Origin of the sequence: Empedobacter sp. UBA7248 (genome assembly GCF_002472945.1) — a bacterium.
Classification (GTDB): Bacteria; Bacteroidota; Bacteroidia; order Flavobacteriales; family Weeksellaceae; genus Empedobacter; species Empedobacter falsenii_C.
On record NZ_DKSU01000002.1, the window covers coordinates 107,973 to 121,138 of the forward strand.

General features: G+C 29.5%; 9 protein-coding genes. 3 read left to right on the forward strand and 6 right to left on the reverse strand.

The window, feature by feature from the left end; translation table 11 throughout:
• The first annotated feature begins 310 nt into the window (after positions 1-310).
• On the forward strand, positions 311-1,150 hold the full coding sequence (locus tag B4A23_RS00655) for a GNAT family N-acetyltransferase (RefSeq protein WP_180904579.1): 840 nt from the start codon (positions 311-313) through the stop codon (positions 1,148-1,150).
• A 44-nt stretch (positions 1,151-1,194) separates the two neighbouring features.
• Here B4A23_RS00655 and B4A23_RS00660 read toward each other — a convergent pair whose 3' ends face one another.
• Positions 1,195-3,003 (reverse strand): chloride channel protein, encoded by a 1,809-nt coding sequence (locus B4A23_RS00660; RefSeq protein ID WP_291115689.1) that lies wholly within the window; start codon positions 3,001-3,003, stop codon positions 1,195-1,197.
• 163 nt (positions 3,004-3,166) lie between these two features.
• On the opposite strand from B4A23_RS00660, the gene B4A23_RS00665 reads away from it, so the two are divergent.
• Positions 3,167-3,634, forward strand: a complete 468-nt coding sequence (locus B4A23_RS00665) for a DUF6265 family protein (protein ID WP_291115692.1) — start codon at positions 3,167-3,169, stop codon at positions 3,632-3,634.
• On the opposite strand, the gene B4A23_RS00670 is transcribed toward B4A23_RS00665, so the two are convergent.
• Positions 3,635-4,828 carry a Pycsar system effector family protein gene (locus B4A23_RS00670; RefSeq protein WP_286485394.1) on the reverse strand — a complete coding sequence of 398 codons (1,194 nt, stop codon included), beginning with the start codon at positions 4,826-4,828 and terminating at the stop codon, positions 3,635-3,637.
• Positions 4,829-4,852: 24 nt separating this feature from the next.
• Between B4A23_RS00670 and B4A23_RS00675 the strand changes: the two genes are divergently transcribed.
• The gene (locus tag B4A23_RS00675) at positions 4,853-8,575 is read left to right on the forward strand and encodes a metallophosphoesterase (protein ID WP_291115696.1); all 3,723 of its coding nucleotides are present in this window, start codon (positions 4,853-4,855) and stop codon (positions 8,573-8,575) included.
• 32 nt (positions 8,576-8,607) lie between these two features.
• Here the strand turns inward: B4A23_RS00675 and B4A23_RS00680 are convergent, their stop codons facing one another.
• The 4 genes from B4A23_RS00680 to B4A23_RS00695 all read right to left on the reverse strand — a co-directional run bounded on the left by B4A23_RS00680 (position 8,608) and on the right by B4A23_RS00695 (position 13,165).
• On the reverse strand, positions 8,608-9,021 hold the full coding sequence (locus tag B4A23_RS00680) for an SRPBCC domain-containing protein (protein ID WP_291115699.1): 414 nt from the start codon (positions 9,019-9,021) through the stop codon (positions 8,608-8,610).
• A 3-nt stretch (positions 9,022-9,024) separates the two neighbouring features.
• Positions 9,025-11,343 (reverse strand): hypothetical protein, encoded by a 2,319-nt coding sequence (locus B4A23_RS00685; RefSeq protein WP_291115702.1) that lies wholly within the window; start codon positions 11,341-11,343, stop codon positions 9,025-9,027.
• A gap of 66 nt (positions 11,344-11,409) precedes the next feature.
• Positions 11,410-12,165, reverse strand: a complete 756-nt coding sequence (yaaA, locus tag B4A23_RS00690) for a peroxide stress protein YaaA (protein ID WP_291115705.1) — start codon at positions 12,163-12,165, stop codon at positions 11,410-11,412.
• A 274-nt stretch (positions 12,166-12,439) separates the two neighbouring features.
• Positions 12,440-13,165 (reverse strand): GLPGLI family protein, encoded by a 726-nt coding sequence (locus B4A23_RS00695; protein ID WP_291115708.1) that lies wholly within the window; start codon positions 13,163-13,165, stop codon positions 12,440-12,442.
• Between the last annotated feature and the right edge of the window lies 1 nt (position 13,166).

Sequence of the window (13,166 nt, forward strand, 5' to 3'; positions counted from 1 at the left end):
AGACTTCTCTCGTAGTTTTAGTTTTAAAAATGTATGCAAATTTATCGATTACAGAATTTTCTTCAGCATAATCAATAATAAGCTTATGTTAAATCATAAAAAAAAGAAGTTTTCTTAATTCTATTTACCATCCTCTACACTATTTTTAAAATTTATGTATAATTATTCAGTCAATATTATTGAATAAATTATATTTTTATCAAATTCGGATTACATACTTCAAATAAAATTCAATCTTTACTAATTTTTTAAGATTTTTTTTAGAAAAAACTTAAATGTTGGGGCTATTTTTGCTTTGCAAATTACAGCTATGCAAACAAACATTGAAATACACTCATTAACTCATGTTGATTTGGAAGAATTATCAGCCTTATATAATCTTTCTTATCAAAATTATTACGTTTCTATCAACCTTTCGACTGAACAATTTCAGGGAAAATTAAAAATGGAAGATATCAATCTTGATTATTCTGTAGGTGCTAGTATTGATGGAAAATTAGTTGGCTTTTTACTTTATGGAATTAGAAATTATAATGATGTAAAAACAGCTTATATTGGTGGCACAGGCGTTTGTCCTGAACATCGCGGAAAAAAAATAACACAACAAATGTTAGATTTTAGTTTTCCCAAATTGAAAGAACAACAAGTGAAAAACATATTTTTAGAGGTAAATACTAAAAATGATTTTGCAATTAACGCTTACGAAGCTTGTGGTTTTGAAAAAACAAGAACTTTAAATAGTTACAAAGGAATTCCTATTTTGGTCGTAAATCCATTACATGAAATTGTAGAATTTAGTGATTTAGATTTGATTACAAGTGAAAACTTTTGGGACATAAAACCTACTTGGAAAAATGATATTCAAAGTGTAAAAAATATCCTCGAAGATTGTCAAATAAATGGAATTTATGAAGATGGAATTTTAGTTGCTTACAAAATTATCAACAAAAATAATACACGTATTTATCAATTTGGTGTTCATCACGATTATAGAAATCGTTATTTAGCTTCAATTCTTTTCAGCGATTTGAAGAACAAAGAAATTAAAATGATTAATGTTGACGAAAGAGAAATCTCTACAAATGATTTTATTCAATCGATGGGATTAGAATTGTACGACAAACAATACGAAATGAAAAAAGAATTATAGTAAAAAGCCTCTGTTTTAGAGGCTTTTTACTATATTAAATATTTCTACTCAATTCTCAACTTATTCAAATTACTTCGATAACTTTCTAATAATAAACTTTCCGTTACATAACCTTCAAATTTACCTTTTTTAGTGAGTAAAATATAATCTATTTTTTTTGCTTCCATCATTTTCATCACGTTTGCAGCATTCGTAAAAATAGATGTCGAAGTTGCTTCTGTAATACATTCTAAGTAGCTTTTATCAATATTATCATTAAAGATAAATGATCGAATATTATCTAAAACTATAATTCCATGAATCGATTTATCTTCGTTTAGAACTGGAATAAAGTATTGCGTAGTAGTAGAAAAAATTTCTTTTATATCTTCAATTGAATTGTAAACTGTCAATGTTTTGATATTCTTGATATAAATCGAAAACAAATCAATTTTATTGAACAAATTTCGGTCTTTATCAGATGTAAAAACAATTCCTTTTTCTGCTATTGCGTATATATCCATCGAATATTTGTCGTATCGTTTTGAAATTGCAAAACTTATTGAAGAAACAATCATTAATGGAATAATTAATCCATAACCTCCAGTAATTTCAGCAATTAGGAAAATCGCTGTTAATGGAGCGTGAAACAATCCACTTAATACAGCTGCCATTCCTACAACTGTAAAATTACCAACTGGAACTTCTTTGAAACCGATTAAATTAAAGAATTTTGCAACGACAAAGCCAAGATAAGATCCAACAAATAACGATGGCGCGAAGTTTCCTCCGTTTCCTCCACTTCCTAAAGTTAGGCCTGTTGCAATAGATTTGATTAAAATTGTGACAAAAACAAATCCTAAAACTATCCATTGATTCGTTCTAAAACTCTCTAACAAAGAGTTATTTAAAATAAAACCCGCTTCATCATTTGCTAAATACTTTATACTCTCATAACCTTCACCAAATAAAGTTGGGAAAAAGAAAATCAATATAGCTAAACTTCCCGCTCCAACAATCGCTCGCCAATATACATTATCCGAATAATTTCCTATCAAATGTTCTACTTTACGAAATAATCGAGCATGATAAACTGAAACAAACCCCGCCAAAACACCCAAAATAACATAGAAAATAACATTATGATAATCAAATCCTAACGCATAACGAAAGGATAATAACATATTGCTTTTTAAAGTTAAATTAGCAATTAAAGCCCCTGTTGCAGAAGATAACAATAAAGGAATAAAAGCAGTAACACTCATATCTGCTAATACAATTTCTATCGCGAACAAAACACCTGCAATTGGCGCGTTAAATGCAGTCGCAATACCAGCTGCAACACCACAAGCTAACAAAAGTGTTCTTTCTTTGTATTTGAATCTGTAATATTGTGCATAATTAGAACCAAAAGCAGCACCAGTAATTGTAATTGGGGATTCTAAACCAGCCGAACCACCCATACCAACTGTTAAGGAGCTCGTTAAAATCTGAGCATACATCTGTTTTTTAGGCATTATTCCAGATTTTTTAGCTACAGCAATCATGATTTGAGAAGTTCCCTTTTCTATCGAACCATCCAAAAATTTCTGTACCACAAAAACAGTCAACAAAATACCTATAATTGGCAATATACTATTGATGTAAGGCAGTTTGACTAAATTATTAATATAAATAGTAAATTGAAAAACATTATGCGCAAAAGTTTTTAGCACAATCACTGCAAAAGCAGATGAAATAGCTACCAAAATACACGATAAATACAAAAATTGTCGCTCTGATAAAACCAATTTTAACAGGTTCAACAAGTTTTGAAAAAAATTAAATGATTTTTTAATGTATTGAAAAAACTTTTGTTTTGTAGAAAGTCGCATACTTCAAAAATAGTGTACCTTTTGTTTATTGCCTAATTTAACTGCCACGAATTACACAAAAAGTAAACCAATAATACATAAAAGAATAAAATTTTTAAGAAAAAATCGTTTTTATCATTTTAACTATTTCAAATTGATTATTTTTACTATTAAACCCACCAATATGAGACAATTTATTTTTCTTCTTTTATTTATTTTTTCGATGAATTCTTGCGAATTAACCAAAACTTCTGCTGATAAACCAAGTTTTGATTTTTTGGTTGGAGAATGGATTAGGACGAATGAAAAACCTGATCGAAAAACGTATGAAAACTGGAAAAAAGTTGATAAAAACACTTTTTTAGGTTGCGGGTTTACAATCAAAAATAATGATACAATTTCGCAGGAACATCTTACTATCACAAAGATTGATGATAAATGGATATTGAAAGTTAACTTGGACAAAACTAAAAACGAGACAACTGATTTTGAATTGATCAATTCTGATAAAAATTCGTTTACATTAGAAAATCAAGAGAATGATTTTCCTAAACTTATCAAATATTGGAAAGTTGGTAATCAGTTAAAAGCTGAGATCAGTAATGATGAATCAAGTAAAATTGCGTTCGATTTCGAAAAAGTAAAGAAATAATTAAGCAACATTTGTGATCATCGCATAGGCAAACGTTAGAACAGATAAAATTGTTCCTATCATAAAAATTGTATATGTGATGCTTAACAAACGATATTTACGTTCCAATACTTTTCCTAAATAATACAAATCTCTTGTCAAAGAAGTATATACATAATCTCTGTCTTTCATCAACTCTTGCATAGCATCTTCATAGGCATCAAGCGACATTTGATAAAAATTACCAAAGAAAAGCAAATTCACTTTTTTGTTTTTGATATCTTCTTCGTTAAAACTTTCATATGTTACATTTGGTTTAGTTGCTAAAATTGCAAAAATAATTGAAACAACGCTTGATAAAAGCATTACAATTGAAGGTAAAAGTAAATATTCATTCTTTGGACTTCCTAATTTTGGAACCAAAGTAGAAAGTGCAATAGAAATCACGATGGCATTTACAGACAACAAAATATTGGCTTTACTATCAGCAATATCGCTTAAACGAGTATGATTATTTAATGTTACACGAAAAAGTGTATCAACACCACGATCTGGTTGTTGAATCTTATCGTTTTTCTTTTTCTTGATTTCATACTTATTAGGAATATCACCAATCAATTCAATCTCTTTGATTTTATTTTGTGTAAAGATCAAATTTTCTTCTTTTCCTTTCTGCCAAAGCTTTTTTGCAGCATCCGTATAAAAATGATGAACCTTTAAAAAGAAATTTCTATTCTCTACATGCCATTCGTAATCAGAAAATTCTTTATGACATATTTTAGCAATTTCATCACGTAATAATTCAGAAATTTTAGGATATTCAGTTTGTCCTAAATGATAGTTATCTGCATCTTTTACAATTGCTTCTCCAATATTTTTCGGAACACTATTTAACGTCGTGATTAAAATATAATCTTGGACTTCTTTGATGTAATTTTCGTCAAAATTATGCTCAGTCAAATACTCCTTTGCTATATTTGCACTCTCACTTTCATGTCCTTGCACGATTTTTGTGTAACCCGTATCATGAAACCAACCCGCTATTAATAGTTTTTCTCGTAAATCTGTAGATATTTGCTCTTCGGTAGACAACGTTTTTATTGCTTCTACAACTTTTACGGTATGCATAAAATTATGATACGTAAAATCTAAAGAAAGATTATCTTTGAACAGATTGAAAACATAGTTTTCTATATTTAATAACAATTGGTTCATCACAAGTTTTTAACGCTTAAATGTATGAAATTATTACCAACACTGAACAACAAAAAATTGAATTATCCTTTTTTGGCTTTAGTAGGTTCTTGCCTTTATATGACATCTTGCGCTACGCAACATCCTCAATATGGGAGAAACATTAAGACAGAAAAAGTACAAAATGTAGAAGGAAATAAAATTCAATCTATCTATTTAATTGGCGATGCAGGAGATCTTGATCAACCAAAAAATAAACAAAATTTAGAAATTTTAAAGAATCAATTAGCGAAAGCTGACTCTTCTTCTTACCTTTTCTTTTTAGGTGATAATGTTTACGAAAATGGAATTGTAACAGATTCTACAAAAGCTGAATACACAACAAGTAGAGAAAAAATTCAATTTCAGATTGATCTAGCGAAAGAGTTTAAAGGAAAAACTCTTTTTATTCCAGGAAATCATGATTGGCGAAATGGTGTAAAAGGATTAAAAGAACAAGAAAAATTAGTCAAAAAACAATTGGGTAATAAAAAATCTTTTTTACCAAAAGATGCATGTCCAATTGATAAAATAAATGTAAATGATAGCATCGGAATTATTGCGATAGATTCTGAATGGTATTTGCAAGATTGGGATAAACATCCTGGTCTAAATGAAAAATGTGATATAAAATCGCGCGAAGCTTTCTTCGAAGAACTAGAATCGCAATTGAACAAATATCAAAACAGAACAACTGTTATCACGATGCATCATCCGTTATATTCGAACGGAACACATGGTGGACAATTTGATTTCAAAAAACAGTTTTATCCATTAGGAGATAATTTCAAAGTTCCATTACCTGTAATCGGATCTTTTATCAATTTACTAAGAAGCACAACAGGTCTTAGCCCTCAAGACGTTAATAATTTCAAATACAGAGAAATGGCTTCTCGTATTGCAACACTTATTGAAAATAGAAATAATGTAATTGTTGTTTCTGGTCATGATCACAACTTGCAATACATTCAGCAAAACAATGTCAAACAAATTATCAGTGGTTCTGGTTCTAAAAAAGAATCGGCAAAAGCGGTTGGCAAAAACGATTTTTCTTACGGAGATAATGGTTTTGTTGTCTTAGATTTGTATGATAATGGTGCTTCTAAAGCTAATTTCTATGGTTTTAAAGACGGTGGAATCGAATTATTATTAGCAAAACAAATTACAGAAAAGAAAAAGGAATATTTGGCTCAAGTTTATGATGATAAAAAAATGCCAAAAACGAAAGAAACAAGTGTATATCCATTAGAAGTTACACGTAAATCTGATCCGTATAAATTCTTTTTTGGTCGTCATTATCGTCGAACATACGGACAAACAATTACTGCTAATACCGTTAATTTAAGTCAGCTAAATGGAGGTTTAACCCCAGTTAGAATGGGTGGTGGACATCAAACGCAAAGTTTGCGATTGGCAAACGCAAAAGGTGAAGAATACAATATGCGATCGGTGAAGAAAAGTGCCACGCAATTTATTCAGCAAGTTGCATTTAAAAATAAATATGTTGCAGATGAGTTTGAAGATTCGTTCACAGAGAAATTTTTGATGGATTTCTATACAACCAATCATCCATATTATCCATTAACAGTTGCTAATTTGATGAAACCGATCAATATTATGCATTCTACACCAAAATTATATTATGTTCCGAAACAAGAAGCCTTGAAAGAATATAATGAGAATTTTGGTGATGAATTATACATGATAGAAGAGCGACCAATGTCTGGATATCAAGATGGTGTTTTCGGAAAACCAAAAGATATTGTTAGTACAGATGATATGTTGGCTGCAATTCACAAAAACAAAGATGTTGTTGTAGATAAACAAGCCTACATTCGTGCACGACTTTTTGATATGTTAGTTGGTGATTGGGATCGACATTCTGATCAATGGCGTTGGGGCGTTTACAAAGAAAATAATCAAACTGTTTACAAACCAATTCCACGTGATAGAGACCAAGCATTTCCACGTTATGACGGACTTTTCTTTCATTTGATTATGAAAATTCCTCCGCTTAGACATATGCAAGATTACAAAGATGATATCAAAAATGTAAAATGGTTCAACAGAGAACCTTATCCGTTGGATTTAGCCATTTTAGAATCATCCGATCTTGATTTATGGAAAAAAGAAGCAAAATATATTCAAGATAATTTGAGTGATGATTATATCAAACAATCATTTGAATTAATTCCTGAAGAAACAAAACAAGAATACGATCAAGAGGTAATCAATAATCTTATTGCTAGAAAATCTAAATTAGAGAAATTTGCTGAAGAATATAATAAAGTTCTTCGCAAATTAATCATTCTAAAAGGAACAGACGAAGATGAAGATTTTGTGATAACTCGTTTACCAAAAGGAAAAACAAATGTAAAAATCTATTCAGGACAAGATCGAACTTTAATTCTTGATGAAGATTTTGATAAAAAAGAAACGAAAGAAATTCGTTTATATGGATTAAACGGAAAAGATAAATTCAAGGTTGAAGGAAAACCAAATAACGCTATTTTAGTTCGTATTATTGGTGGAATAGATGACGATATGTACGAAGTAAAACGTTCTGCAAAAGTAAAAGTATATGATTACGCAAACGGAAGCGATGCATCGGAATCTACCTTTTTAACGTCGAAAAATTTTGTCAACGATTACGAGGTTAATACATACGATTACAAACAACCAATGTATAATTTCTTTACTATGTTACCTAATATTGGCTACAATCCTGATGACGGAATAAAAATTGGTTTATCGCCAACCTACACTGTCAATGGTTTTGATCGTAAACCATATTCGCAACGTCACAATTTGCAATTAAGTTATTATTTTGCGACAGGCGGTTGGGATGCCAAATACAAAGGAACGTTTACAAAAGCGTTGGGTAAATGGAATTTAGATCTTAATGCAGCTTACACTAGTCCGACTTATAGTACAAATTTCTTTGGTTTAGGAAACGAAACCGTGAATAATCAAGAAGAAATTGGAATGGATTATAACCGTGTTCGATTAGAAAGTTATAGTATTGGACCGTCTATTTTCAAAATTATGAATAACAATGGTCGTTTAGATTTTTCTGCGATTTATAGTTACAAAAAAATTGAAGAGAATAAAGATCGTATCGTCGAAGATTTACCATCAATTAATAGAGACGTTTTCAAAGGACAACATTTCGGAGAAATTGGAGCCAAATATTTGTTCAAAAATTACGATAACGAATCATTACCAAAATTAGGCATGACATTTTTAGCTAATGCGAAATGGATTTCTAACTTGACAGATTTTGAACGTAATCATTTTTACACAGAACTTAATTTAGGTTTTACGCACAAAATTTCTGCAAATGGAAGATTAACAGTTGCTTCTATGCTAAAAGGTAAAGTAGTTTGGGGTAATTTTATGGAATTCTACCAAATGGCTAATTTAGGTGGAGATCAAGATTTACGTGGTTATCGATTAGGTCGTTTTGCAGGAGACAAAGTTTTCTTACAAACGTCTGATTTACGATTTGATGCTTTACGTTTCAAAGCCGTTGTTCCATTGCGATTAGGCGTTTTTGTTGGAGCTGATTATGGACGAGTTTGGTTAAACGGAGAAGACTCAAATAAATGGCATTCATCTATGGGTGGCGGACTTTGGATAAACGGAGCACAATCTATTACCGCAACAGTTTCATACTTTAAAGGTGAAGATCCAGGGCGAATCGTTTTTGGATTGAATTTCGGATTTTAACATACAAAAAAAATAACCTTCAANNTTGAAGGTTATTTTTTTTGTACATATTTCTTAATTGCTTGCATCATATTTATCCACACATTTTCTGAATGTGAGCGTTCAAAATCATCCGCAAAATCTTTTCCTTCAATTGATAGATAAGTAAAATTACCTGAGGATTTTAGATTAAAAATCACTTCAATCTCATGGTTTGTATTTTGTTTTTTATAATTATATCGCAAACGTTCATTCTCCATAATAGATGTAATCAAAGCTTCATCTACCAACGTTTCATTATTTTTTTGCGATACAAACTTTATCTTCTCTCCTACTTTCCATTCGTTACAAGTCATTTTTATGTTTTCAAAACATTCATTAAACGCTTGTTCATCTGTCAAAACTTTCCAAATATTTTCGGCAGTACTATCTATCGAAATATTAAGCAATACATCATCTTTTTCCATTCTTTATTCTTCTATTTTAGTATATTTTTCGAGTTTATTTTTATAATTAATCGAAACTCTAATTGCTTGCAAACCACTTATACCTTGCAAATCATCAATTTCCAGATATTCAACATCTTTTTTCAAAAAGTTCTTATCAATTAATAAATTGATATAATTTGTATATTCTTCTTTTAGAATATCTTCGGTATAAATAATACAAATTTTGTGTGGCAAATTGATTCGTTCATTTGTTCCCTTCACAAAAGCTTTACTCAATCTTTTCTTAATTATTTCATATTTTGCATTGTTATATCCATTAACATCAAAACGTTTCTCATCTAATTTGAATAAAATATCTAAAGTTGTATTCGTTGCAAAAACCAACGAAGCAACCTCAACTTTTAGCGGTGTTTTTTTCTGAATTTCTTTGTACGATTGTTCCATCGAAATCATCGCCTGTAGTTGCCAATATCTAATTTCACGAATATTTTGATAAGAAAATTTCTTGAAAGGCGCAATACTCCGTCCTACGTACAAATTATAATCAATTCCATCTGTCTTGAAACGCTCATAGTAATGCGGAAATACATCTTGAGCATCTTTCTGAAAAGTATCTAATTTGTTCGACAAAAGTGAATTTGTCATTACAATTGTTTGGTCAAATTTTTTACGTTCTACGTAAAACAATCCCGTTGTAGAATCTAATTTTTTTAGATATTCTTCGATAATTGATTTCTCATCCTCCTTTACATATTTGGGAATTTCAGGATGAATATGCAACGTAATGTAATCAAATAATTCGCTTTCGAAATAGATTTTATCTACATTATCTATTCGTTGCAAAAAATCAGTCAAATCGTCAATATAATCCAAAAATTTATTCTTTTTTGTACGATTATATAACTCGTTACAAATCAAAATCAAGTAATTAATCTGATTCGTGTAATCCTTTTTTAAACATTGATTTCGAATCACTGACGAATTTCTCACATCCAATTCACCATAAATTGGATATACATTTTGAAAAGAAATCTGCGATTTTTGTTTTGTGTTTCCCGGATGCAATATATGTTCGCGAGCTTTTTCTCTAAATTTCCAATCTACACTTGGATGCAACGACGTATATTCGGTTTGTATATAAGCATTGATTTGATTCTCAAATTCTACTGTATATCGATAAATAGATTCTTCTAAAAGAGGCGTGATTTCGCGTAAAAGGTTTGCATTAATTCGATTGAAAACTCCAGCTTCTTTCGAGCCTATTTCTAAAATACCTAAATGAGATTTTCCGTTTTTCAATGGATAAAGAATCAAACTTTTCAGACCAGATTCATTTGCCATTCTCAACATTTTATCTTGCGGAAACTTCTCCAAAGCTGCGTCAATATTAGAAACAACATAATAATCTGATTTCGATATTTTGTTCTCTAAATCAGCACAAAAAACTTCATTCAGTTTTATTTTTTTATGATTATCAATCAGTAAACTATCATTCAATTGTAATAAATGACTAATTTCTAATTGATTTTTATCCGAATTATAAGCTGAAAAACCGACTTCTAAATTATTGATTCTAAAAATAGATTTTAATGCAGAAATAATATCATTTCGAACAATATTAAAAGGTTCTCCATAAGATAATAATTTAGATTTTAAGTTAGAAAGTGCAATTTCAGTCGTATTATCAAAAAATGAAACAAGATTAAATCCTTTTGCAATCCAAGATCCAATTGGAATTTTTCTCATCCACAAAGCTGTATCTTCATAATTATTCAACAACTCTTCAATTTCATCTTCAGTCAATTTAAATTTATCTTCAGATGGATAAATACGAAAATAATCATGGTTTATATCAGTACCAAGATAAGTTCTGTAGCCATTTTGATTGTCTATCACCAACTGATTTGATAGATTAAAATCTAAATTTTTATGATAATATTTTGATAAGATGAAGCAACAACAAAACTTATATAATGTATCATAATCTAAATCTTCGAAATTGAATTTTAATCGCGATTCATTATTATTAATCAATTCTTTAAGTCGATCTGTTGCAAAAATAAATTTATCTGAAAAGGGAAAAGTTATCGCTTTTAAATTATATTTTACAAATGGTTTTGGAATAATTTTCTCAATAATTGGCTCAACATCTTTGATAATTTTCTGAAAATCTTCAAATGTTTCAACACCATCAATCAACTCTGGTCGAGTAGCTTTCAGGTATTCTATAAAAGCTTTAAACTCTCCAAAATTGTATTCAGATCGTTCTAATTCTTCAATCAGAGATTGGAACGAGTAAATAATTTTGATGGGTAATTTATCGATAAAATTTTCTTTCATATATTATTTAAAAATAACAAAAGACTACTAATAAAGCAGTCTTCGAGTTATTATTTTTTTTAGTCATTATCTTGTAAATACCAAAATTTCTTCGGTAGAAAGGTTCTCATCAAAACGATAACCATCCACGTCAAATGCTTTCACTTGATCCAAAGTTTCAACTTTATTTTCTGCACAATAACGCGCCATTGCACCACGAGCATGTTTAAAATACATCATGATTTTTTTCAATTCACCGTTCTTGTAATCTTGAAACTCTACATCAATCATCGGAACTTTTAACGATTTTCTATCCAAAACTTTTGCATATTCATTGCTTGCTAAATTTAAGATAAACTCGCCTTTCTTCAATTTTGAATTTAGAAAAGGTGTCAAAATTTCTTTCCAAAAACCATACAAATTTTTCGAACCATGAACATCTAATTTAGAACCCATTTCCAAACGATACAACATTACTTTATCAGAAGGACGCAACATCCCATAAAGTCCAGATAACAAAAATGCATGTTTATTAAAGTAATCAAATGCTTCATCATCTAAAGTTTCAGCATTCAAACCTCTATAAACTTCACCTTTGAAAGCTAAAGCTGCTGGAATAGCTTGTTTCGCAGTAGGTTTAACATTCCAAACCTGATTACGCTCCACATTCATTTCTGCAATGTCTTTCGAAATTTTCATTAATTTTTCAAGATCAGTTGTACTCATTTCTTTCATAACATCCATAATTTCTTTCGAATGTTCCAAAAATTGAGGTGTCGTTGCTCTCCATTTAGCATTCGTTTCCAAATTCATCATCTTCGCTGGAGAAAGTAATATTTTCATTTATCAAAAAATCTTAATTAAAAAAAAAAGTATTCTGTTAGAATAAAATCTAATTCAACTTTTCTTTAACAAAGATAAGAATTGTTTGCTTTAGAAAAAGTGTAATTATATTGATTAAAAATATTCATAGATTACAAATAACTATTACTTAATATCAAAAAGGATTTAATTAAATTTTCGGTTTTCTTCGTCAATCATTTTTTCGAAATCTGACTGATTTATCTCTTTTCCTCTACTTGGTTTATTTATTCTGTTATAAAATTTTACTATAAAGTTAATCTTTATCTACTCCTTGATATTCATTCGAACTTTGTTGGTTATAATCAGCTTTCAGCTTTTCAAATTCTGCTTTAGAAATTTCCTTAGCCTTGAATAATTTCTTAAATTCTAAATGATCTTTTGTTGTAACAGAAGTTGCTTTTAAAGAATAAGATGGATCAATAATTCCATTTCGAATAGATTCTACTTTTAATACCAAACCTGGAAGATTAATAAATTCTTTTGGACCAAAACGTTTGGGTAAACTTGGTGCATACCAAATAATTGATTTGTTATTATCATCATATTTTACAACTGCTTGTTTAACATCAAAACCCAAATAAGTAGATTTTACTTGCGTTAACTCGTATTTATAATGCGTAGAAATGGTATCCGAAACAATAAATTTCTTATGTTCTATCATCCATTCTTGTTTCATTTTATTTTGATTAAAATCTAATGAAATATTATAAGAAAGTAATCCAAGCATAATTACAGATTCTAATCCTTGTTCATTATTCACTCTTTCTATCAATGTAAAAACACTTTTGCCCTTATTTATTTGTAGCAAATAATTCTTGGGAAGTGCAAAAACTTTCACAACCTCAGAAGAAAGACTTTCTTCCTTTCCATCTTTTCCTATTATTCGTGGAATAGAAACTTCTTCGTATTCAATCTCTAGAGCTTCTTGTGCTTGAACTAAACTACAAAAAAAACTAATGAAAATTACTAAATATTTCATG

Bases quoted from the DNA above. Each gene is read 5' to 3' on its own strand.
- B4A23_RS00665 (WP_291115692.1), top strand. From the start codon at position 3,167: ATGAGACAATTTATTTTTCTTCTTTTATTTATTTTTTCGATGAATTCT.
- B4A23_RS00660 (WP_291115689.1), bottom strand. From the start codon at position 3,003: ATGCGACTTTCTACAAAACAAAAGTTTTTTCAATACATTAAAAAATCA.
- B4A23_RS00680 (WP_291115699.1), bottom strand. From the start codon at position 9,021: ATGGAAAAAGATGATGTATTGCTTAATATTTCGATAGATAGTACTGCC.
- B4A23_RS00685 (WP_291115702.1), bottom strand. From the start codon at position 11,343: ATGAAAGAAAATTTTATCGATAAATTACCCATCAAAATTATTTACTCG.
- yaaA (WP_291115705.1), bottom strand. From the start codon at position 12,165: ATGAAAATATTACTTTCTCCAGCGAAGATGATGAATTTGGAAACGAAT.
- B4A23_RS00695 (WP_291115708.1), bottom strand. From the start codon at position 13,165: ATGAAATATTTAGTAATTTTCATTAGTTTTTTTTGTAGTTTAGTTCAA.
- B4A23_RS00670 (WP_286485394.1), bottom strand. From the start codon at position 4,828: ATGAACCAATTGTTATTAAATATAGAAAACTATGTTTTCAATCTGTTC.
- B4A23_RS00655 (WP_180904579.1), top strand. From the start codon at position 311: ATGCAAACAAACATTGAAATACACTCATTAACTCATGTTGATTTGGAA.
- B4A23_RS00675 (WP_291115696.1), top strand. From the start codon at position 4,853: ATGAAATTATTACCAACACTGAACAACAAAAAATTGAATTATCCTTTT.